General features: G+C 70.9%; 14 protein-coding genes. 9 read left to right on the forward strand and 5 right to left on the reverse strand.

From position 1 onward, the window contains the following. The 3 genes from GRC12_RS17725 to GRC12_RS17735 all read right to left on the reverse strand — a co-directional run. Positions 1-443 (reverse strand): universal stress protein (locus GRC12_RS17725; protein WP_208780274.1); only part of this gene is annotated, 443 nt, incomplete at its 3' end. Between the two features lie 115 nt (positions 444-558). Continuing rightward, entirely contained in the window at positions 559-1200 is a 642-nt protein-coding gene (locus GRC12_RS17730; protein WP_208780275.1) for a gamma carbonic anhydrase family protein, read from the reverse strand. Positions 1201-1270: 70 nt separating this feature from the next. Further along, the gene (locus GRC12_RS17735) at positions 1271-3901 is read right to left on the reverse strand and encodes an alpha-L-rhamnosidase-related protein (protein WP_208780276.1); all 2631 of its coding nucleotides are present in this window, start codon (positions 3899-3901) and stop codon (positions 1271-1273) included. Between the two features lie 142 nt (positions 3902-4043). Here GRC12_RS17735 and GRC12_RS17740 point away from each other — a divergent pair, with 142 nt between their 5' ends. Then, the gene (locus GRC12_RS17740) at positions 4044-4505 is read left to right on the forward strand and encodes an ankyrin repeat domain-containing protein (protein WP_208780277.1); all 462 of its coding nucleotides are present in this window, start codon (positions 4044-4046) and stop codon (positions 4503-4505) included. Here GRC12_RS17740 and GRC12_RS17745 read toward each other — a convergent pair. After that, positions 4477-6948 (reverse strand): SpoIIE family protein phosphatase, encoded by a 2472-nt coding sequence (locus GRC12_RS17745; protein ID WP_439959892.1) that lies wholly within the window; start codon positions 6946-6948, stop codon positions 4477-4479. The two genes, GRC12_RS17740 and GRC12_RS17745, sit on opposite strands and share 29 nt — an antisense overlap. Positions 6949-7150: 202 nt before the next feature. On the opposite strand from GRC12_RS17745, the gene GRC12_RS17750 reads away from it, so the two are divergent. The 5 genes from GRC12_RS17750 to GRC12_RS17770 all read left to right on the forward strand — a co-directional run bounded on the left by GRC12_RS17750 (position 7151) and on the right by GRC12_RS17770 (position 16784). Continuing rightward, entirely contained in the window at positions 7151-9217 is a 2067-nt protein-coding gene (locus tag GRC12_RS17750; RefSeq protein ID WP_208780279.1) for a SpoIIE family protein phosphatase, read from the forward strand. A gap of 54 nt (positions 9218-9271) precedes the next feature. Further along, positions 9272-9526, forward strand: coding sequence for an EF-hand domain-containing protein (locus tag GRC12_RS17755; RefSeq protein WP_133047673.1), 255 nt, complete (start codon positions 9272-9274; stop codon positions 9524-9526). Between the two features lie 244 nt (positions 9527-9770). Beyond that, positions 9771-14963: a family 43 glycosylhydrolase gene (locus GRC12_RS17760; protein WP_208780280.1), complete on the forward strand. Its 5193-nt coding sequence runs from the start codon at positions 9771-9773 to the stop codon at positions 14961-14963. Between the two features lie 91 nt (positions 14964-15054). Further along, on the forward strand, positions 15055-15540 hold the full coding sequence (locus GRC12_RS17765; protein ID WP_208780281.1) for a cation:proton antiporter regulatory subunit: 486 nt from the start codon (positions 15055-15057) through the stop codon (positions 15538-15540). A gap of 5 nt (positions 15541-15545) precedes the next feature. After that, complete coding sequence (locus GRC12_RS17770) at positions 15546-16784, forward strand: cation:proton antiporter (RefSeq protein ID WP_208780282.1); 1239 nt, start codon at positions 15546-15548, stop codon at positions 16782-16784. Between the two features lie 12 nt (positions 16785-16796). On the opposite strand, the gene GRC12_RS17775 is transcribed toward GRC12_RS17770, so the two are convergent. Continuing rightward, positions 16797-17831, reverse strand: coding sequence for a hypothetical protein (locus GRC12_RS17775; protein WP_208780283.1), 1035 nt, complete (start codon positions 17829-17831; stop codon positions 16797-16799). Between the two features lie 196 nt (positions 17832-18027). Here GRC12_RS17775 and GRC12_RS17780 point away from each other — a divergent pair, with 196 nt between their 5' ends. From GRC12_RS17780 to GRC12_RS17790, 3 genes are read left to right on the forward strand one after another with little or no spacing between them, the layout of a single operon-like run. Beyond that, positions 18028-18969: an ABC transporter ATP-binding protein gene (locus GRC12_RS17780; RefSeq protein WP_208780284.1), complete on the forward strand. Its 942-nt coding sequence runs from the start codon at positions 18028-18030 to the stop codon at positions 18967-18969. After that, positions 18966-20324 carry an ABC transporter permease gene (locus GRC12_RS17785; protein ID WP_208780285.1) on the forward strand — a complete coding sequence of 453 codons (1359 nt, stop codon included), beginning with the start codon at positions 18966-18968 and terminating at the stop codon, positions 20322-20324. The genes GRC12_RS17780 and GRC12_RS17785 overlap by 4 nt, the downstream gene beginning before the upstream one ends. 4 nt (positions 20325-20328) lie before the next feature. Next, complete coding sequence (locus tag GRC12_RS17790) at positions 20329-23085, forward strand: alkaline phosphatase family protein (protein ID WP_208780286.1); 2757 nt, start codon at positions 20329-20331, stop codon at positions 23083-23085. Positions 23086-23199: the final 114 nt, after the last annotated feature.

Consider the following 23199-nt stretch of genomic DNA (forward strand, 5'->3'; position numbering starts at 1 on the left):
GGTTCGGGCCAGACCAGGAGGACCGGGCAGGGGGCGTGGTCCAGGACGAAGCGGCTGGCGGGGCCGAGGCTGTGCGGACCCAGATGGGTACGGTCGCCGTCGCGGGCCAGGATGAGCAGATCGGCGTTCTCGACCGCCGCGACGACCTCGCGTTCGACGCGGCCGGTGCGCTCGGTACGGGTGCAGGGCCGGCCGAGCCGGTCGGCGGCGGCACGCAGCAGCTGGTCGGCGGAGGCCGCGGCGAGGTGTTCGACGCGGGTGCCGGGATCGCGTTCGGCGTGCCCCCGGCCCAGCAGTCCGGCGAACGCGCCGTGCGCCACGCTCGGCAGGTCCTCCGGGGTGACATGGAGCAGGACGACGTCCGCGTCCTCGGGCGCGTGTCCGCGCGCGGCGTCCACGCACGCGGGCCAGGTGCCCTCGACGATCCAGACCACCACGTTCACGCGGTCAGCCTCCTTCGGCGACGACGGGCGACACTCGCCGATGAACGCCGATGAACGGCGATGAGCGGCGATGGCTGCGACACCCACAGTGCCATGATCCCGCCGCCGGGCATCGTCATTCGACGCCGAGCATCCTGTCCTCCGCATGCGCGCCGAACTCCGCCACCCGGACCTCCGCCACGCGCTCGTACCGTCTGATCCGGTCGGTCCAGGCCGCGTCGACGCCGAAGGCGACCTGGGCGAAGCCGACCTGGGCGACGGCCTCGGCCACACCCGGGTCGCCCGGCGCCAGGACGCGCACCGGGTCGTCCAGGGCGAGGGTGTGCGGGGGCACGAAGAACTCGTCCGGCAGCACCGCACGGGCGTGGACCAGCGCGCCGACGGCCACGACCGCGCCGGCACCGAGGCGTGCGGCCTGCAGGACGGCCGCCGAGGTGGCGAGGTAGGCGCACCGGCCCACCTCGCACCCGAGCAGGGTGGCGTGCGGTCCGACGAAGACGTGGTCGCCGAGCAGCACGGGGTGGTCGCCGGGGACCGCGGAGGCGCGCAGGACCGCGTTCTCGCAGATCACCGACGCCTCGCCGATGTCGATCCGGGAGCCCCCGGCATCGAGCACCGCGCCGTACATCACCCGGGCGCGCGGCCCGACCCGTACGTCTCCGACCAGCGTGGCGGTCGGTGCCACGTAGGCCGTGGGGTGGACCTGCGGGGCGTGCCCGCGGTGCTCGATGCGGATCCCGTCCTGGTTCGCGGTCATACGTCGATTGTTTCCGCCGGCGCCCTCGGGGCCTGGCGGATTTCGGACGTCGTGTCCGCGCCTTCCCCGGTCAGCCGTCCCGTCGCGCGGTGACGGTGTGCGTGCCCGGGGCCAGTCCGGTGATCGTGACGCGCCCGTCCTCGACACCTACCGTGCCGTCGGACGCGCGGTGCCCGTCCCACATCCGTCGTCCGTCGGCCCGTACGGTCAGACGGCCGCTGTCCCCCGGCAGCGCGACCGTGCCCCGGGTCCCCCGCGGGACCTCCACCTCCAGTCGGAAGACTGATCCGGAGTTCTCCCATGCGACGCGCAAAGGGCCGTGAGGGGTGGGGAGTTGGCCCTGGGCCCAGGAGACGTCGCCGGGTTGGGGGCACACCTCCCAGGTGGCGTATCCGGGGGACGTCGGCCGGGCGCCCAGCAGGTGGTGGGTCAAGGCCGGGAGGACACCGGTGGACCAGCCGTGGGCCATGCTGGTGTAGGCGTCCTCGTAGAGCGAACCGCCCGGGCCGATGCCCTCCCAGTTGGTGATGCCGGGGTCGTGGGCGTCCATCCAGCCGTAGGTGCGCCGGATCTGGTCGAGCGCGGAGTCGGCGCGTCCTGCGGTGAAGCGGGCCACGATCTCCGGGTATGACGTGAAGGCGTAGACGCGCTGCGAGGCGCCGTCGAAGATCGTGTCGTTGTCCATGAAGGCGTTGCCGTACGGGCGCCTCGTGGTGGCGTCGAGATGGGCGAGCGCGGACTGCGCGCGGCCGGTGTCGGCGACGCCGGCGGTGACGGCGAGGGAGTTGCCGTCCTGGGCGTGCCGGACGGCCCCGGTGCCGGAGTCGAGATAGGCGCCCGAACTCGCGTCCCACAGGTGGGAGTTGATGGCGTCCTTCACGGCGTCGGCCCGCTGCGTCCAGCGTGTCGCGTCGGCCTGGTGTCCCAGTAGACGGGCGAGTCGGGCGGCGTCGTTGAGTGCCTGGACGTAGAGGGCGTTGTAGTAGGTGACCCTCCCGGTGCGTCCGAGGAAGGCGTAGTCGCCGTATCCGCCGGTGTTGTTGAGTCCCTTGCTGAGCAGTCCGGCCTCGTCGGTGACGCTCGGGTACCAGGTGTCCAGGACCTTCAGCAGGTTGGGGTAGTAGCGGGTGGCGTAGGCGCGGTCCCCGGTGTAGAGCACGTAGTCCCAGCTGCAGGTGATCCACCACAGTGGATAGTCGAACAGCGGGAGGGTGTAGGTGGCGATGGAGGCCGGCGGGATCCAGCCGTCGGCGCGCTGATGGTCGGCGAGGTCGGCGAGCACGTTGCGGGCGGCGGCCGCGGTGTCGTCGTGGGTGAGGTACAGCGTCCGGGCGGAGACGGCGAGATCGCCGACGTAGGGGTCGCGGTCGCGTTTGGCCCCGTCGTGCAGGACGAGCTTGCCCTCCAGGGAGGCGGTCCAGGCGTTGCGCGGGTCGACGTCGTCCTGGCGGAAGGTGTCGGTGACGAGTTCGTTGGTGTACGCGGCGCCGTACCAGTAGCGGTTGAGGTCGTCGTCGGAGCAGAGGAACCAGCCGCGATAGGTGGCCGGGGTGCCGACGTAGGCGGTGAAGTCCAGGCTGACGGAGTCGATTTCGACGGTTCCCCAGGGCTGGGCGGCCGGGGCGTCGCTCGCCATCGCGTCCAGGGTGATGCGCAGGTAGCGGAAGCCGTGCAGTCCGTCGGCGTAGACCTTGTCGCCGGACTGGAAGCCCTTGCGGTCGGTCCATTCCGCACCCTTGGCCGGTACGGCGAACTGGTCGGTTCCCTGGGCGGCGACGCCGGACTGGTCGGAGCGGGTGAAGTCGGAGCGGTCGGTGAGGAACTGCTTGGTCTCGGAGAACGCGAGGCGTACACCGGGCGAGTTGTCCGAGGCGGAGGCGAAGCGGACGCGCGGGTAGCCCACGACGACCTTGCCGAAGTCGACCGTCACGCTGGGGGCCACGACCGGTTGGACCGCCTCGGGCCAGACCTCGTTGATCCGGGTGAAAGCCCCGCGTGGGGTGTCCTGGACGGCGGTGACGGTGATGCGGACCTGGGTCGTCGAGACCGTCGTGGTGAAGGGCACCGCCCGCTGGATGACATCGTTGTCGGAGACCGTGGCGGCGGTCTGCCAGGCACCGTTGACCCAGACGTCGACCGTGAAGTCGGTCGGCACGCCGTCGCTGTTGGAGATCACGGTGATGCCGGACATGCTCCGGGGTTGCGGCAGGGTGACGGTCAGCGTGTCGGGGAAGGCGGCGATCGTGTCGTCGTTCCAGAAGGTGTCGGGGTTGCCGTCGATTGCGTTGGCGGCGTCGTAGGTGCGCGGCTGACCGTCGTTGCCGTTGTTGCCGGCGTGCGTGGAGGACGCCGAGGCCTGGGTGCCCTCCGGCCAGCGGGGGGCGGGGGCGGGCCGCGGGCGGCGCAGGACGGTTCTGGCGCCGCCGGGCTTCAGCAGGGCCTCGGGCTTGCGGACGTCACCGGCCGAGGCGAGGACACGCTCGGGCCGTACGGCGCGGGACGCGGGGCCTTGGACGTAGCGCTGCCAGCCCGTGCCGATGCGCGGGGGTCTGGTGGCGGCGGCCGTTCCGGTGTCGGCCGCCGCCGGGGTCACCGCGGGAAGTCCGGCGGTCAGGGCGACGGCTCCGGCGGCTGCCGCGAGGACCGTACGGCGGCCGGGGCCGGGTTGTGCAGGGTGCTGCGATGGGTTGCTGGATGTCATGGCACCTCGTCCCTCACAGGCGGTTTGAATCGATTCAATGCGCTGGGGCAGGGCGACGCTATCTCAAGTCCGGTATCTCGTACAGGGATTGTGCAGTGCTTGGCCCGATGCAGGAGGTCGATGATCGCTAAGCTCGCGGACCGTGAAACAACGGCGGCAGAAGAAGCTCTCCCGTCACCTCTTCGCGGCGATACTGGCCGCTGACCCGGCACGGGTGGCGGCGCTGCTGCGCGTGGGCGCGCACCCTGAGCGAGCGGACAGCGACGGCACCACCCCGCTGTATCTGGCGTCCGTGCAGGGGCAGTCCGAGATCGCGCGCCTGCTCCTGACCGCTGGTGCCGCCCCTGACGGGGAGAGCCGGGGAGTCGGCGCGGAGGGCACACCCCTGTGCGCGGCCTCGTGCTGGGGGCACAGCGGGACGGTGCGTGAACTCTTGGCGCACGGAGCCGATCCCAGCCTCCGTGAGGACGGCGGAAGGGGCTGGACGCCCCTCGACTGGGCGAACCACGGCCCCCATCCCGAGACCGCAGAACTCCTCATCGCGGCCGGAGCACGACCCCCGAACGGACCCCGCCTCACGGAATTTCCTGCTCCGCCCAGATGATCTTTCCCTCGGGTGTGTAGCGGGCGCCCCAGCGGTCGGTCAGTTGGGCCACGAGGAAGAGGCCGCGGCCGCCCTCGTCCGTGCTGCGGGCGTGTCGCAGGCGCGGGGCCGTGCTGCTGGCGTCGGCGACCTCGCAGGTCAGCTTGGTGTCGCGGATCAGCCGCAGACGTATGGGCGGCTCGGCGTAGCGGATCGCGTTGGTGACCAGTTCGCTGACGACGAGTTCCGTCGTCAGGGCAAGGTCCCGCAGTCCCCAGTCCTCCACCTGGCGGGTGGCCCGCGCGCGGAGGTCGGCGACGGCGGCCGGGTCCACGGGCACGTCCCAGGAGGCGACATGGTCCGCGCCCAGGGTGTGGGTGCGGGCCAGGAGCAGGGCGATGTCGTCGGGCTGCGGTCCGGGGACGAGTTGCTGCACCGCGGATGCGCACAGCGTGGGCAGGTCCGGGTCGGAGCGGGTGAGCGCTTCGCCCAGGCGGGACATGCCGCGCTCGATGTCGCCGTCGGAGCCCTCGATGAGACCGTCGGTGTAGAGGCCGATCAGGCTGTTCTCGGCGAGTTCGATCTCGGTGGCCTCGAACGCCATGGCGCCGAGTCCCAGTGGCGGTCCCGCCGGGGGCTCGGGGAAGGAGACCCGGCCGTCGGGGGCGACCACGACGGGCGGGGGGTGTCCGGCGCGGGCCATGGCGCAGCGACCGGTGACCGGGTCGTAGACGGCGTACAGGCAGGTCGCCCCGAGGAAGGCGGTCGTGCTTCCCTGGGCCGGCCCCCCGTCGGTCCTCTCGGCGCTCAGCCGGAGGACGAGATCGTCGAGGTGGGCCAGCAGTTCGTCGGGCGGCAGTTCCATGTCGGCGAGGGTCTGCACCGCCGTACGCAACCGGCCCATGGCCGCCGCGGCGGTGATGCCGTGTCCCACCACGTCGCCGATGACGAGACCGACCCGGGCGCCGGACAGCGGGATCACGTCGAACCAGTCGCCGCCCACACCGTCCGTGGGGTCGGCCGGCAGATAGGCGGAGGCCACCTCCAGCGCGGTTCCGCCGGAAAGGGCCTGCGGCAGCAGACTGCGCTGCAGGGTAACGGCCGCGGTGTGTTCGCGGGTGTAGCGGCGGGCGTTGTCGACGCACAGCGCCGCCCGGGCCACCACTTCCCGGGCCAGCAGCACGTCGTCCGGCTGGAAGGGAACGGGGTTGAGGGAGCGCAGGAAGGTGGTGATGCCGAGTGCGGTGTTGCGTGCCCGCATCGGTACGGAGATCAGCGAGTGCAGGCCGAACTCGCGGATCCTCCGGGCCCGTTCGGGCTCCTCTGTGACCCACTCCTCGGCCGAGGGATCGATGACCGGGAGCAGGATCGGTTCACCGTCGATGAGCAGGCTCAGATCGTGTGTCGGGGGCAGGAAGCCCGCTTTCTCCCCGATCCGCACCACGGCCTCGGGACAGCCTTCCCGCACCGAGCTCATCCCGGCGCGCCGCAGCACCGGCTGGGCGGGGGCGGGCCCGGCGTCCGTCAGCCACGCCCCGTGCCCCTCGGTGCTCAGGACGGGCTCCAGAAGATCGACGACGACGAAGTCCGCGAACCGCGGTACCGCGAAGTCGGCGAGCTCCTGGGCCGTCCGCATGACGTCGAGGGTGGTACCGACGCAGGTGCCGGCCTCGTTGACCAGCGTCAGCAGCCGCCGCGCGGTCCAGCGCTCGGTGACGTCCTGGACCATGTAGCAGACCCCGGTGACCGTCCCTCCCGCGTCCACCAGGGGGAAGAAGGACGTCGAGTACGCGCGCTGGCGGTGCGGGTCGGCCCAGCTCCAGCCCAGGTACTCGTAGTCGGTGACCGGGACTCCGCTGTGCAGGACCTTGCGCATCAGCCCTTCGAGGGTGGCCGCCTGCAGCCCCGGCAGCAGTTCGCTCAGCCGCCGCCCGAGCCGCTGTTCGCGCGGCACGCCGCCGAAGCGTTCGAGGGTGTCGTTGAGCCACACGTAGCGCAGCTCCAGGTCCATCACCGCCATGCCGACGGGGGAGCGGGTGAGGAATCCGTCGAGCACGGACTGGCCGATCATCCACGGCTGACGCCGCTCCCGCGCCGAGAGCAGGAAGCACTCGCTCGCACCGACCCGGAAGGACGCGGAGACCCGCAGGTCCGCGTCGACGGACCGGCCGTCGCGGTGCCGCAGCGGGACCAGGCCGTTCCACCCCATGCCGGCCCGGCAGCGCTGCACCACGCCGGCCACCCGTGCCGGGTCCCTGGGGACGGCCAGCAGACGGGCGGCGGAGGTACCGACCATCTCGGCGGCGGGGTGGCCGAGCAGCGCTTCGGCGGCACGGGTCCAGCCGAGCACCACCCCCTGAGCGGTGACGACCGCCGCCGCGTCGCTGGACGCGTCGAGGAAATCGCGCGGTGCCGCGGGCGCCGGCCCGTCGGGCTCGTCTCGCGCTGGATCCATGGGTGCCATCCGGGTGCCGTCCTGTACACCCCCATGTTCCTGCTAGTCCGCCCGATGCGCACGGGCCTGACGGGCCCGGCTGTCGGCGCTCCCCCGCTTCCGCCCGTCCTGAAGCGGGGGGACCATGGAAGGACCGCTGGTCGGAAACCGGGTGTGCGACGACGCCGGCAAGGGTTGCCGGATCCTGCGGAACGGTGGAGGTGCTTGCCGGATGACAGCCGAATCCTTCGCGCCGGACGACGATGCGACCGGCGTCGACTCAGCCGCGCCGACCGGTCTGCTGGACCTCCTGAGCGTGGCCGCGACGGTCGTCGACGCCGACGGGCGCATCGTGTTCTGGACCCCGCAGGCCGAGGAATTGTTCGGGTACTCCGCGCAGGAGGCGCTCGGCAAGTACGCGGCGCGGCTGTTCATCCACCCCGAGCACCTCAAGGCCGTGGTCAGGCTGTTCACCGAGGTGCTGCGGACCGGGCGGAGCTGGGCCGGCGCCTTCCCGATCCGGCACAAGGACGGCAGCACCCGGGTCATGGAGTTCCGCAACATGCGGCTGCAGGACGACCTCGGGGACGTCTACGCGCTGGGCATCGTCGCCGACCACGACCTCCTCCAGCGCGTCGAGACCGACCTGGCGCTGTGCGACCGGCTGATCAGGCAGTCCCCCATCGGCCTGGCCCTGCTCGACCCCGATCTGCGCTATCTGCTGGTCAACCCGGCGCTGGAGCGCATCGACGGCGTCCCCGCCGAGGAGCACGTGGGCCGGGGCCTGCGGGAGACCCTGCCGCTGCCGGACATCGACACCATCGAGTCCGCGCTGCACCAGGTGCTCACCACCGGCACGCCACTGCTGGACCAGTACCACGTCGGCCGTCCGCTGACCGACCCCGAGCACGAACACGCCTGGTCCATGTCGTTCTACCGGCTGGAGGACCCCGGTGGCCGGGTCCTGGGCGCGGCCGCCTCGGTCGTCGACGTCACCGAGCGGCACCGCGCGGCGGCCGAGGCCGACCGGGCGCGGCGCCGGCTCGCGCTCATCGCGGACGCCTCGGTGCGGGTCGGGACCACGCTGGAGGTGGAGGAGACCGCCCGGGAGCTGGCCGAGATCGCCGTCCCGCAACTGGCCGACGTGGTCGCCGTCGACGTCCTGGACTCGGCGCTGGCCTGCCGCCGCTCCCGCAGACCGGACGACGGACCCGAACTCTTCCGCGCCCTCGCGCTCAAGGCGGCCCATCCGACGGTGGCCCTGCACGCCGCCGACCCGCCCGGCGGACTGGCAGCCTACGAGGGCGACCGGCTGGTCACCCTGTGCGTCCACAGCGGCCGCCCGGTCCTGGTGCGGCACGTCGGCGAACAGGACCTGCCGCGCATCGCGCGGGACGCCGAGGCCGGCTCGCTGCTGGCCCGGGCGGGCGTCCATTCGTACCTCGCGGTACCGCTGATCGCCCACGGCGAGGTGCTCGGCGCGCTCGACCTCAAACGGACCCGCAATCCGCTGCCGTTCGACGAGGACGACGTCGTGCTGGCCACCGAGCTCGCCGGGCGCGCGGCGGTGGCCATCGACAACGCCCGCTGGTTCCAGAGCGTGCGCAACACCTCCCTCACCCTGCAGCGCAGCCTGCTGCCCGATCACCCGCCGCAGCACGCGGGGCTGGAGCTGGCCTCCCGCTACCAGCCCGCCCAGGCCACCAGCGAGGTCGGCGGCGACTGGTACGACGTCATCCCGCTCGAGGACGACAAGACCGCGCTCGTCGTCGGCGACGTCATGGGCAACGGCATCGACGCCGCCGCCACCATGGGCCGGCTGCGCACCGCCACCTGCGCCTACGCCGACCTCGATCTCGAGCCCGGCTCGGTGCTCCGCCACCTCGACAAGATCACCTGCGATCTGGAGCACTACATCGTCACCTGCCTGTACGCCGTGTACGACCCCCACACCCGTCAGTGCCTGCTCGCCAACGCCGGCCACATGCCGCCCGCGCTGGCCGGCCCCCATCACGCCCCGAAGCTGCTCGACCTGCCCTCCGGCGCTCCGCTCGGTGTCGGCGGCATCACCTTCGAGACCACCACGACCCGCCTCGACCCCGGCGATCTGCTCGTCCTCTACACCGACGGCCTGGTCGAGACCCGGCACCACTCCATCGACGACCGTCTGCAAACCTTGCTCGGCTTCCTCGACGAGCCGCACCGCCCCCTGGAGGAGACCTGCGACCTCCTGCTCTATGGCCTGCGCCACCCCGACGACCACGACGACGTCGCCCTGCTCGTCGCCCGGGCACTGTAGGAACCAGGGCGGCGGACCCGGCGTTCTCGTTCCTGAAAGGCAACGAGGGACACCATGAGCGAGAAAGCCCGCAAGCTGTTCGAGGCGCTCGACCTCGACCACAACGGAACCCTGACCCGCGACGAGGTGATCATCGCGCTGAGGAGCAAGGGCCCCACACTCGCCGCGTCGGGGGACCTGCCGTTCTGGGCGCTGGGAGACGCCGACGCCTCCTCCGCCCTCTTCGACGCCGCCGACCAGAACGGGGACGCGGTCCTGACGCTGGAGGAGTTCTCGGCCGTCGTGGACCGGCGCTTCGGCTGGAGCTGAGCGGCACGACCGACGGCAACCCCCTCCGGCTGTCCGACAGTTGAGGCCCGGAGGCCCCGGTCGTTCGACCTGTCGGACATCGTTCGAAACCTCTTGACGGTGGCATGACCTTCGATTGACACTCTCGCAACACGACGTCACCCAGCCGAAACGATCAGGCGCCCCTGGCCGAGGCGCCCGTTCCCGGCCGGCTTCCCCTGCCTTGCTCCCTCCGTCAGCCATGCCTCCGCAAGGGACCCCCACCATGACGTACCTCGCACGCCGGCGCACCCGTGTCAGACGCCGGGCCGGCCGGCTCGCCGGTCTGACCACCGTGTCGCTGTTCCTGGGCCTCACCGCACCGCTCTCTGCCGCCCACGCGGCGGAAAGCGCGGACCTCACCGACGGGCTGGCCCTCTGGTACAAGCTCGACGCTGCCTCCGGCAGCACCGTCCCGGACGCCTCCGGCAATGGCCGGGACGGCACCGTGAGCGGGACCGCCGACTGGTCGGCCACCGGCCAGGGACTCGCCTTCAACGGCTCCGACACCTACATCAAGGTGCCGAACGACGTCATGAAGGGCATGGACGCGATCACCGTTTCGACGGACGTGCTGATCGACTCCGCGCAGTCCACGCCGTACTTCCTCTACGGCTTCGGCAACTCCAGCGGCAGCAACGGCAACGGCTACCTCTTCACCACCGGCAACTCCCTGCGCACCTCGATCGCGACCGGAAACTGGTCGACGGAGCAGACCACCAAGCCCGCCGACGCGCACAACCTCGCCCGCGGGGTGTGGAAGCACCTCACCTACACCCAGGCCGGCTCCACGGGCGTGCTGTACGAGGACGGCGTCGAGGTCGGCCGCAACACTTCGGTCACCATCACGCCCGGCTCCATCGGCTCCGGCACCACGACCGCCAACTACATCGGCAAGTCGCTCTACTCCGGGGACAAGCTCTTCAAGGGCCGCGTCCGCGACTTCCGTGTCTACGACCGCGCCCTCGACGCCTCCGAGGTCGTCCGGCTCGCCCTCCCCGTCGCCACCCGGGGTGTCGCCGACGACAAGGCCGCGCTGAGCCTCGGCGACACCGGTGCCGTGACCGCCGACCTGGACCTGCCGCGGACCGGGACGGCCGGCGGCTCCACGATCGGCTGGGCCAGCGACGACTCCGGCGTGGTGAGCGACACGGGCAAGGTGACCCGCCCGGCCGCCGGCGAACCCGCCGCCCACGCGAGGCTCACGGCCACCCTGCGCAAGGGCGCGGTGAGCGACACCAAGTCCTTCGACGTCACGGTGCTGCCCGACTTCGACGACCGGACGGCCACCGAGCACGCCGCCGAGGACCTCACCGTCCACAACCTCGACGACGTACGCGGCAACCTGTCGCTTCCGACGACCGGCTCGTACGGCACCCGGGTCACCTGGTCCTCCGGCACGCCGGACGTCGTCTCCGCCGACGGCATCGTCCACCGCCCCGCACACGGCGCCGGTGCCACCACCGTCGAGCTGACCGCCACCGTCACCAGGGGCGAGGCGCGAACGACCCGTGTCCTGACCGCGAAGGTCCCCGAACTGCCCGCGCGACAGGCCCTCAAGGGCTATATGTTCAGCTACTTCACCGGCGAGGGAACCGCGGACGGTGAGCAGCTCTACGCGGCGCTGAGCAAGGGCGACGACCCGCTGAAGTGGCGGGAGTTGAACGACGGCAAGCCCGTGCTGACCTCGACCCTCGGCGAGAAGGGCCTGCGCGACCCGTTCATCATCCGCTCCCCCGAGGGCGACAAGTTCTACCAGATCGCCACCGACCTGAGGATCTACGGCAACGGCGACTGGGACGCCGCCCAGCGCAGCGGCAGCAAGTCCATCATGGTCTGGGAGTCCACCGACCTGGTGCACTGGACGAACCAGCGCCTGGTCAAGGTCTCCCCCGACAGCGCGGGCAACACCTGGGCGCCGGAGGCGTTCTACGACAGCAGGCTCGGCGAGTACGTCGTCTTCTGGGCCTCGAAGCTGTACGACAACCCCGGGCACACCGGCGACACGTACAACCGCATGATGTACGCGACCACCCGCGACTTCTACACCTTCAGCGAGCCCAAGGTCTGGATCGACCGGGGCTGGTCCGTCATCGACTCCACGATGATCCAGAAGGACGGCACGTACTACCGCCTCTCCAAGGACGAGCGCAACAACTCCTCCTCCACCCCCAACAGCAAGTTCATCTTCCAGGAGAAGAGCGACTCCATCCTGGGCTCGTGGAGCCCGGTGGCCGAGGGGATCGGCAAGGGCGTGATGAGCGCCGCCGAGGGGCCGTTGGTCTTCAAGTCGAACACCGAGGACAAGTGGTACGCGTTCCTGGACGAGTTCGGCGGGCGCGGCTACCTCCCGTTCGAGACCAGCGATCTCGACTCGGGCACCTGGACCCCCGTCACCGGCTACGACCTGCCGGCCAGGCCGCGTCACGGCACCGTCCTGCCGGTCACCCAGGCCGAGTACGACCGGCTGCTGCGCGCCTACCAGCCGGACCAACTCGTCGAGAGCGTCGAGGACGTGCCGGTGAAGACGCGGATCGGTGAGCGACCGGTCCTGCCGGCCACGGTGATCGCCACCTGTGCCGACGGCGTCAAGCGCCCTGTCGCCGTCTCCTGGGAGGACGTGCAGGAGTCGCAGTACGCCGAGGCCGGCACCTTCACCGTGACGGGGAGTCTGCCCGACGGCGCCGCCATCCCGGTCCAGGCCCGGGTGACGGTGTCGGAAGAGGGCCCGGACGTCCCGGCCGACCTGCTGCTGCGCTACGGCTTCGACGAGACCTCCGGCAGCATCGCGGTCGACTCCAGCGGACACGGCCACCACGGCACGTACGTCCGCACGCCCGCCTTCGGCACCGGCGTCGACGGCGGCTCGTTCAGGATGTCCGGCGCCTCCGACTCGCCGTACGTGAAGATCCCGAACGGTGTGCTGAAGGACGCCGACAGCCTCACCGTGTCGACGTACGCCAAGTGGCAGGGCGGAAACGCCTTCCAGTGGCTGTTCGGACTCGGGCCGGACAGCGACAAGTACCTGTTCGCCACGCCCTCCAACGGCGGCTCCAGCCTCTACTCGGCCGTTACCAAGGCGAGTTGGTCGGCCGAGTCGAAGCTGACGGCCGGCTCGCAGCTCACGCCCGGCCAGTGGCGGCACGTCACCGTCACCCTCGACGGCCCGACCGGCACGATGGTCCTCTACGTCGACGGCGTCGAGGCGGCCCGTACGACGACCAGCATCAGGCCGTCCGAACTGTACGACGCGAACAAGGACTACAGCGGCTACATCGGCCGGTCGCTCTACTCGGCCGACCCGTACTTCGGCGGCGAGGTCGACGATTTCCGCATCTACGACCGCGCGTTGTCGCCGGCCGAGGTGATGGAGCTCAGCGGCAACACGGCGGGGATCGCGCATGTCTCCCACCCGGACCTCAAGGTCGACGCCATCGTCGACGACGCGGACGGCAGGATCACGCTGCCGATGAAGGAGGGCACCGATCTCACCTCCCTCGCACCGGAGTTCACCCTCGCCCACGGCGCGGCGATCAGCCCCGTCTCCGGCAGCGTGCGGGACTTCAGCAGGCCGGTGACGTACGAGGTGACGGGGTCCGACGGCAAGAAGCGCAGCTGGACGGTCTCCGCGCTCGTCATGAAGAGCCCGGTCCTGCCGGGCCTCAACGCCGACCCGAACATCGTCCGCTTCGGCGACACCTTCTACCTCTACCCGACCACCGACGGCTACGACGGCTGGAGCGGCACGCAGTTCAAGGCGTACTCCTCCACCGACCTGGTCCACTGGACGGACCACGGCGTCATCCTCGACCTCGGCCCCGACGTCTCCTGGGCGGACAGCAGGGCCTGGGCGCCGACGATCGCGGAGAAGAACGGCAAGTACTACTTCTACTTCTGCGCCGACGCCAACATCGGTGTCGCGGTCGCCGACTCCCCGACGGGCCCCTTCAAGGACGCGCTCGGCAAGCCGCTGTTGAAGGCCGGACAGTTCAGCGGCCAGATGATCGACCCGGCGGTCTTCACCGACGACGACGGCCAGTCGTATCTGTACTTCGGCAACGGCCATGCGTACGTCGTGCCGCTGAACGACGACATGACCTCCCTGGACACCGCGAAGGTCAAGGACATCACGCCCAGCGGCTACAACGAGGGTTCCTTCGTCATCAAGCGCAACAGCACCTACTACTTCATGTGGTCGGAGAACGACACCCGCGACGAGAACTACCGCGTCGCCTACGCCACCGGCCCCTCCCCCGTCGGCCCCTGGACCAAGCGGGGCGTGATCCTCTCCAAGGACCTCTCCCTCGGCATCAAGGGCACCGGCCATCACTCGGTCGTCCGGGTGCCGAACACCGACGACTGGTACATCGCCTACCACCGCTTCGCCATCCCTGGCGGCGACGGCACACACCGCGAAACGACCGTCGACAAGCTGGAGTTCGACTCCGACGGCCTGATCAAGCCGGTCGTTCCCACGCTGACGAGCATCGACCCGGTGACCATCGTGCACGCGGGCGAGGACACGGGAGGTGCGGAGGGCGAGGCGATCGCGCTGAAGGGCTCGGTCTCCGGTGCGGGCAGCGCGCGGTGGACGGTCGAGCAGGGGGCGCCCTGCACCTTCGCCGACCCCACCGCCGCGAGGACCACCGTCACCTGCACCGACGACGGCACCTACGAAGTCACCCTGACCGGCGGGCGCGGCCACGACACGGCGAGGGTCACGGTGACCAACGCGGCACCGGCCATCACCTCCGCCGAAGGTCCGCGAACCGCGGTGCCGGTCGGCCAACGGGCGGTCGTCACGGCCCGGTTCGACGACCCGGGGACGAGCGACACCCACACCTGCACGGTCGACTGGAAGGACGGCGGCAAACCGACGGCCGGAACGGTCACCGCTGCCGGCTGCCGGGCCGAACACACCTACGCCAAGCCCGGAATACACCGCCCGGTGATCACGGTGACGGACGACGACGGCGGCTCCGACAGCAGGACGCTCCCCGAACTCATCGCCTATGACCGCTCGGCCGGTTCCGTGTTCGGCACCGGGATCTTCACCTCCCCCGCCGGGGCGTACCCCGCCAAGCCCGACCTGACCGGCAAGGCCGCCTTCTTCCTCACGGCCCACTACCCGAAGCGGGCCACCGTCCCGACCGGACACGTGTCCTTCGAGTTCGGCCCGGCGAAGCTGAGGTTCCGCTCGACCGCCTCCGACTGGCTCGTGGTCACCGGCGACCGGGGCGTGTACCAGGGGTCGGGCACGGTCAACGGCACGTCCGGCTACGCCTTCCGCGTCACCGCCGCCACCCCGGACAGCTTCCGCATCAGGATCTGGAAGAGGTCCGACGGTGACGTCGTGTACGACAACGCCACCAGCCCCAAGCTCTTGGGCGGCCTCACGGTCGGCTCCCACCCGCGCTGAACCGAAGCCACCGCACGGCCCCTTGAACCTCACCCCGTAGGGTGAGGTTCAAGGTTTCCCAAAGAGATGTCAAAGTCGGAGGGGGTCGGCCGTGGGTGTGCCACGCCTCAGCAGTACGCCGTTGCCAGGGATCGGGGTCCGCTACGACCTCACCACACGCGAGCGGCGCCGCTTGTCGGTGGTGGCGCACCGGGACGGTACGCGGACGGTGAGCGCGTACCGCACGGACGATCCGGACGCGTGCGCGCTGTCGGTGCGGCTGACCGCGGGCGAGGCGGAGGCATTGGTCGACGCCATGAAGCCGACGCACCACAGCCCGAACCTGCTGTCCACGACCGAACTGGGCCTGGTGGCCGAGCGGATCGAGCTGTCCACCGTCTCGTACTGGAACGGGCGCCTGCTGGGTGAGACCCGGATGCGTACCGCCACCGGCGCGTCCATCGTGGCGGTGCTGCGCCGGGCCGAGGCGATTCCCTCGCCGACCCCGGACTTCCGGCTGGCGGGCGGCGACACGCTGATCGTGATCGGTACCCGTGAGGGCGTCGAGGCGGCCGCCGCGATACTCGGGCGGGAGTGAGCGGTATGCACTCCTCCGCACGCTTCCTGATCGAGTTCGGCGGCATCATCCTCGGCCTGGGACTGCTGGGCCGGTTCGCCGCACGCTTCCGCTTCTCCCCCATCCCGCTGTATCTGCTCGCCGGACTCGCCTTCGGCGAGGGCGGGTTGCTGCCGCTGGGCGCGAGTGAGGAGTTCGTCGCCATCGGCGCCGAGATCGGTGTGATCCTGCTGCTGCTGATGCTCGGCCTGGAGTACACCGCCAGCGATCTCGTCTCCAACCTCAAGACCCAGTACCCGGCCGGTCTCGTCGACGCCGCCCTCAACGCCCTGCCCGGCGCCGCGATGGCGTTGCTGCTGGGGTGGGGGCCGGTCGCCGCCGTCGTACTGGCCGGGGTGACCTGGATATCGTCGTCCGGGGTGATCGCCAAGGTGCTCGGAGACCTCGGGCGGCTGGGCAACCGCGAGACACCGGTCGTCCTCAGCATCCTGGTGCTGGAGGATCTCTCCATGGCGGTGTACCTGCCGATCGTCACCGCGCTGCTGGCGGGCGCCGGGATCGCGGCGGGCAGCCTCACCCTGGGCATCGCCCTCGGGGTGGCGGGGCTCGTCCTCGTCGTCGCGGTGCGCTGGGGACGGCACATCTCGCGTTTCGTCTCCAACGACGACCCGGAGAAGCTGCTGCTGGTCGTCCTCGGACTGACATTGGTCGTCGCCGGTCTCGCACAGCAACTGCAGGTCTCCGCCGCCGTGGGCGCCTTCCTCGTCGGCATCGCCCTCTCCGGCGAGGTGGCCGAGGGCGCGCACAACCTGCTGGCCCCGCTGCGCGATCTGTTCGCCGCCGTCTTCTTCGTCTTCTTCGGCCTGCACACCGACCCGGCCAGCATCCCGCCGGTCCTGCTCCCGGCCCTCGCCCTGGCGGTGGTCACGGCCACGACGAAGATCGCGACCGGTTACTGGGCGGCACGCCGGGCCGGCGTCTCCGCCAAGGGCCGTTGGCGAGCGGGCGGCACGCTGGTCGCACGCGGGGAGTTCTCCATCGTCATCGCCGGTCTCGCCGTCACCGCCGGCATCGAGCCCTCGCTCGGCCCCCTGGCCACGGCGTACGTCCTGATCCTGGTGGTCCTGGGCCCACTCACCGCGCGCTACACGGAGCCGGTGGCGCTGTCACTGACGCACCGGCTGCGCGGGCCTGAACGGCCCAAGGACCCGCCCGCCGAGGGCGAGGCCGCCGTGGCGGAGCCGCATGAGGTGAGCCGGTCCTGAACGTCCCCCGGCTCAGTGGTCGAAGCCGATGTGGACGTGGTCGTGGTGGGTGTTGTCACTGAAGAACTGGTCGGGCCTGGAGCCGCCCGAGAGGTGGACGGGGCCGCCGACGTTGTAGGAGCCGGCCGCCGCCGCGTCCCGCATGAAGCGTTCGATCAGGCTGCGGGGCGTGGCCGGGTCGACCACCGCGTGGCCGTCGATCTGCCACACGTCGAAGGCCCGGCCGCGGGGATGGTCGCTGGGGCGGCTGGTGCCGAAGACATCGAGGGGGTGGCCGGAGCGGATGACGCTTACGTACATCCGGTAGGTGCCCGCCAGTTGCCGCATCGCGCTGAGGACACTGTCGTGGATGCGGCCGCTGCGCAGATCGGCCCGGGCGGCGGGCGGCAGTTGGATGCGGGAGTCGGCGAGGATCGCGCGGACGCGGCTCGGCAGCGGTGACACGGCCGCCCCGGGCCGCGCCGGGTGCAGGGCGGTGACCGTCCAGCCGGAGGTGGCGCGAGTGAGCCGTACGTCCACCGTCGTACCGCCGGCGCTCACCGTGCCGCCCCGACGCGTCCACTGCCGGCAGACGACCAGCACGCTGGCGGAGTCGGTGAGGATGCCGCCGTACTGGGCGTCGACCACCTGTACGGCGGCGGCGTCCGCGTCCGGCAGCAGCGGGCCGGCCTCGGCGACGAGCCCGGCGGGTACCTTGAGCGCGGCCACCCGCGTCCTGGCCGCGGCCGCGCCGCCCGCGCCCTGCGGCCAGGCCCCGATCGCCTCGACCAGCTCAACCGCGCGGAGTTTGGCGGCCGGAGCGATCTCCGCGGTGGTCGGCCGCCAGAGTGTCGTGCGTGGCAGGGCGGCGGCCTGGGTCGTGGGCGGCGCAGACGTGGGCGGACCGGCCGGGGCGGTGCCCGACGGGGAGGGGCCAGACGGTGAGGCGCCCGACGGGGAGGGGGCCGTGTGGGACGTGCCGCTGCCGCAGCCCGCCGCGCCGACAACACAGCCCGCAACGCCCAGCAGTACGGCTCGGCGGGACGGTTGACCGGACTCGTGCGTCATATCTTCCAGTGTCCGCCCATCGATTGCTCTACGCCCTGCGGCCGACTCCCTTGCCCGGTTCTGGGGCGATGCGAGTGCTTCGTACTCATGTACTTGCCAATCACTTGACGATCCGTTCCCTGGACGTTCAACCCTGGTCCCTCGCCCGCGCTGGGTGGCGTCCCTAGGTTTCCTGAGGGTTTGGGAAGAGGGGACTATGGACGCACTTCTCGCGGTCCGGGCGCGTGGCATCACCAAGTGTTTCGGCGAGGTCGTGGCACTCGACGGCGTCGACCTCGATGTGACGCAGGGTCAGATCCACGGCCTGGTAGGACCGAACGGCGCCGGCAAGACGACACTGCTCGGACTTCTGCTCGGTCTGGCCGTCGCCGACGGCGGCCGGCTGGAGATCCTCGGGACGCCGGTGGAGCGGGCGCTCGCCGTTTCCGACGGGGTCGCCGGCTTCGTGGACGGCCCCGGCCTCTACCCCTCCCTCACCGCCCGGCAGAACCTCGCCGCGCTGGCCCGGCTCCGGGGCCACGACGCACGGTCGGCGGGAATCGACGAGGTGCTCGACCAGGTCGGGCTCACTGACGTCGCCGACGACAAGGCCCGCGGCTTCTCCCTCGGCATGCGGCAACGGCTCGGTCTGGCCGCCGCCCTGCTCACCAAGCCCCGGCTGCTGGTGCTCGACGAACCCTCCAACGGCCTTGACCCGTCCGGCAAAAGACATGTGCACCGGGTTCTGACCCGGCTCGCCGCGGACGGCACCAGCGTGGTCGTCTCCAGTCACCGGATGGACGACCTCGAGGCGCTGTGCTCCGAGGTGACCATCCTCGCCACCGGACGGGTCGTCTTCTCCGGGCCGCTGAACAAGCTGGCCTCCGAGAACCGTGAACTCGACTACCGGGTGCGCACCTCCGATCCGCGCGCCGCCCGCCGACTGGCCGACGACACGGACGGGATCAGGGTCGTCGAGGACACCGGGATGCGGCAGGACGCCGAGGTGCTGGTGGTACGGGCCATGGTGCCCGCGCTCGACGAACTGGTGGCGCACCTCGTGCGGTCGGGTGTCGCGGTGCGCGAACTGGCGCCCGTCGTCTCGCCGTTGGAGGCCGCGTTCCTCGCCCTCACCGAGCGTCAGGAGGACGGCCGATGACCACGGCCATCGCCGAGGACAGCGTTGCCGTCGTCCGCCGTGTGCCGCTGTCGCGCGGCTACCGCTTCGAGTTGGTGAAGCTGGTCGCGCAGTGGCGGATCCGTCTGCTGGTCCTCGCCTGCTGGATCGCGCCGGCGCTCTTCGTGGCCGGGGTGAGCCGGCAGAGCACCCTGCCGTCCGACACGCTGTTCGGCCGCTGGATGCATGCCACGGGCTGGGCCGGGCCGCTGGTGATGCTCGGTTTCGCGGGCACCTGGGCGCTGCCGCTGCTGACGTCGGTGGTCGCCGGCGACGTGTTCGCCGCCGAGGACCGGCTGGGGACCTGGCGGCATCTGCTGGTGGCGGTCCGCTCACCCCGCCGGATCTTCGTGGCGAAGTCGCTGGCCAGTCTCACCGTCATCCTGCTGCTGGTGGCAGGGCTCGTCTGCTCCAGCGTGCTCGGCGGGCTGGCGTCGGTCGGCAACCAGCCGCTGGTCGGCCTCGACGGCCATCTGCTGACGCCGGGTGACGCGGCCGGCCGGGTCCTGCTGGCGTGGCTGTGCGCGCTCGCCCCGACCCTGGCTCTCGCCGCGATCGGCCTGCTCGGATCGGTGGCCCTGGGGCGCTCCCCGATGGGCCTGCTGCTGCCACCGCTGGTCGCGCTGGGCATGCAGGTCGCCCAGATGCTGCCGCTGCCGGTCGCCGTGCGCCTCGCCCTGCCGGGCTATGCCTTCATCTCCTGGAACGGCCTGTTCACCAGCCCGGCCCAGCTCGGCCCGCTGCTGATCGGCGTCGCGGTCAGCCTGGTGTGGGCCGTGGTGGCGACGGCGCTGGCCTATCTGCTGTTCCTGCGGCGGGACTTCACCAACCTGGCCTACGACGGTGCCGGTCGTCGCGCTCTCACTCTCGGGCTGCTGCCGCTGGCCGCCCTCACCGCCGTCACCGTCGCGGTGGTCGCCGTGGCGACCCCGTCCATGGGTTCCGGCATCAAGCAGGACAAGGTCCAGCGTTCGGTGGCCACCGCGTTCGCCCACCTCTACCGGCTGCAGACCCGGCAGTTGCACCGCCCCGCCGTCACGGAGGCGAAGCTGCGGACCACGGCGGCGTGCACCAAGAGCGACGGCCAGGGCGCTCAAGAAGGCGCGGGCAACGACTGGCGTTGCGTCGTGACCTGGCATCTCCCCGACGTCGCGGTGGCCGGTACGGCCGTCTACCAGCTCGACGTCGCCTCAGACGGGCGGTTCGTGGCCGACGGCGACGGACCGAAGGAAGTCAACGGTTACTTCCTCGTCCGTACCCCCACCGGGGACGCCCCGAACCCCCTTTGGCAGTTCGACGGCAACGTCGAACTGCTCGACACCACCTCGAAGGGATAAGTCCATGCAGGTAACACGGCTGCGCCGGGTTAACGAGAAAGAGCAGGTCAGCCTCTTCGGCAGACGCGTCGGCCGGCGCACCCTCCTGGTGACGGCGGGCATCACCGTCGCGCTCGGCGTCACGGGGACCGCCGTCGCCTCGACGTGGCAGTTCGGCACCCAGCAGGTCGCCCAGGTCACCGGCAACGGCCAGGTCATCTCCAGCGACCAGTACATCAAGCCGTACGGCGACCGCACCGTCATCAACGACGGCAAGATCATGTCGTCCACGGTCAGCCCGGACGGCACCCACCTCGCGGCCTCGGTCGCCGACGGCGACGCCTCGCTGGTCGTCCTGGACCTCGCGACCGGGCAGGTCAAGCAGAAGGTCGGCACCAACGCGGCGGACGACCTGCGCATCAAGACCGGTTCCGTCGGCCAGGAGGGCCCGACGTACTCGCCCGACGGCACGCAGCTGTGGCTGGGGCAGGCCGACGGCTACACCAAGTTCACCGTCAACGCGGACGGCACCCTCGCCAACCCGGTGACCGTCTCCATCCCGGCCGACGGCACCAAGCACGCGCTGGTGGGCGCGGCGGTCTTCTCCGCCGACGGCTCCACCGTCTACTCGGCGGTCAACGGCCAGAACCGGGTCGTCGCCATCGACGCGGCCACCGGAACCGTCAAGCAGAGCTGGGCCGTCGGCAACGCCCCGCGCGGTCTCGCCCTGGTGGGCGGCAAGCTCTACGTCAGCAACGAGGGCGGGCGCCCGGCCAAGGCCGGCGAGACCACCATGAACTCCTACGGCACCCAGGTGCCGGCCAACCCCGACACCGGCGCCGCCACCACCGGCACGGTCAGCGTCATCGACACCGCGGATCCGTCGGCCGCCGTAGGCAGCATCGAGGTCGGTCTGCACCCGACCGCGGTGTACGCCAAGAAGGGCACGGTGTTCGTCACGAACACCGCCGACAACAGCGTCTCGGTCATCAACACGGCCAAGGACAAGGTCGTCCAGACCATCGCCACCCAGCCGTGGCCGGAGGCCTCCGTCGGGTACGAGCCCAACGCCGTGGCGCTCACCGACGACGGCCGCCTGCTGGTGACGCTCGGCCGCGCCAACGCCGTCGCCGTCTACCGCTACACCTCGGCGCAGCAGCCGGCCCGCTACGTCGGCCTGCTCCCCACGGACTACTTCCCCTCGGGGATCACCACCGTCGGCAAGCAGGTGATCGTCAGCAACACCCGCGGCATCGACGCCCGCCGCCCCACCACCGCCGGCGGTCACAACACCCACGACACGACGTCGAGTCTGACGCAGTTCACGCTGCCCGACGACAAGGTCGTCCGCTCGCAGACGGCCAAGGTCTTCAAGCAGAACGGCTGGACGGCCGGTTCGGTACTCACCGCCAAGGGCAAGGGCCACGCCAAGCCTCTGCCGGTCCCGGTGCGCCTGGGCGACCCCTCGACGATCAAGCACGTCTTCCTGCTGGTCAAGGAGAACCGGACCTACGACCAGGTCTTCGGCGACCTGCCGCAGGGCGACGGCGACTCCTCGCTGACGACGTTCGGCGAGAACGTGACGCCCAACCAGCACGCGCTGGCCCAGCAGTTCGGGCTCTACGACAACTTCTACGACGTCGGCACGAACTCCGCCGAGGGCCACAACTGGCTGATGCAGTCGGACAACCCGGAGTACACCGAGTCCTCCGCCGGCGAGTACACGCGCAGCTACGACACCGAGGACGACGTTCTCGGCCACCAGAAGACCGGCTTCATCTGGACCGGCGCCCAGGCGGCCGGGAAGTCCGTCAAGGACTTCGGCGAGTTCCAGTCGATCGAGTCCAAGCCGGCCGGCGCGACCTGGCAGAACCTGTACTGCGACAGCAAGAACATGGCCGCGACCGGGGCGCAGACCCAGTACCCCATCAAGACCGGTTCGGCGATCCCGTCGCTCAACAAGGTCGCGGTGCAGGGCTTCCCGCTGTTCGACCTGGATGTCCCGGACATCTACAAGGAACAGATCTGGAAGCAGGACTTCGAGAAGAACGGTCCGGCGAACCTGAACATGTTCTGGTTCTCCAACGACCACACCGGCGGCCCGGCGAACGCCTCCGCCGAGGTCGCGGACAACGACCTCGCGGTCGGCCGGATGGTCGACGAGATCTCGCACAGCAAGTACTGGAAGGACTCGGCGATCTTCGTCGTCGAGGACGACTCCCAGAACGGTCTCGACCACGTCGACGGCCACCGTGCGCCGGTCCAGGTCATCAGCCCGTACGCCCAGCACGGCACCGTCGACAACCACTACTACTCGCAGATCACGATGGTCCGCACCATCGAGCAGATCCTCGGCATCCACCCGATGAACCAGCTCGACAGCGCGGCCACCCCGATGTACGGGGCCTTCACCCCGAAGGCGAACTACACCCCGTTCACCGCGGTGCCCAACCGGACCTCGCTGACCCTCGGCGTGAGCCCCCAGCCCACCTGTGGTTCGGACACCCCGGCGGCGCAGGACAAGCAGGCGGCCGCAGCGCCGACGACCACCGCGGTGCCGGAGGCGGCGCGGACGGTCGCGGCGCAGTGGAAGGCCTGGGCCGCGCACCAGCGCCTCACCGGCCCGAACGCCGTGCCGGACTACGCCAACCCCGAGCAGATGAACCGCTACACCTGGTACCAGACGCACAACTTCACCAAGCCGTACCCGGGTGACAAGAAGGTCTACGCGCCGAACGCGGTACCCGGCGCCTACCTCCCGTCGTCGGAGTCCGACGGCTGACCGAGGCTCTCCCGACGGAGCCCCCTCCAGACAGGGCCCTCCGGCCGGCGTCACCGCCGCCCGGAGGGCCCTGTCCGCGCGCTTCCCCCACCAGGCCGCCTCCGACAGAATTCA

Origin of the sequence: Streptomyces griseorubiginosus (genome assembly GCF_017614965.1) — a bacterium.
GTDB classification, from domain to species: Bacteria; Actinomycetota; Actinomycetes; order Streptomycetales; family Streptomycetaceae; genus Streptomyces; species Streptomyces griseorubiginosus_B.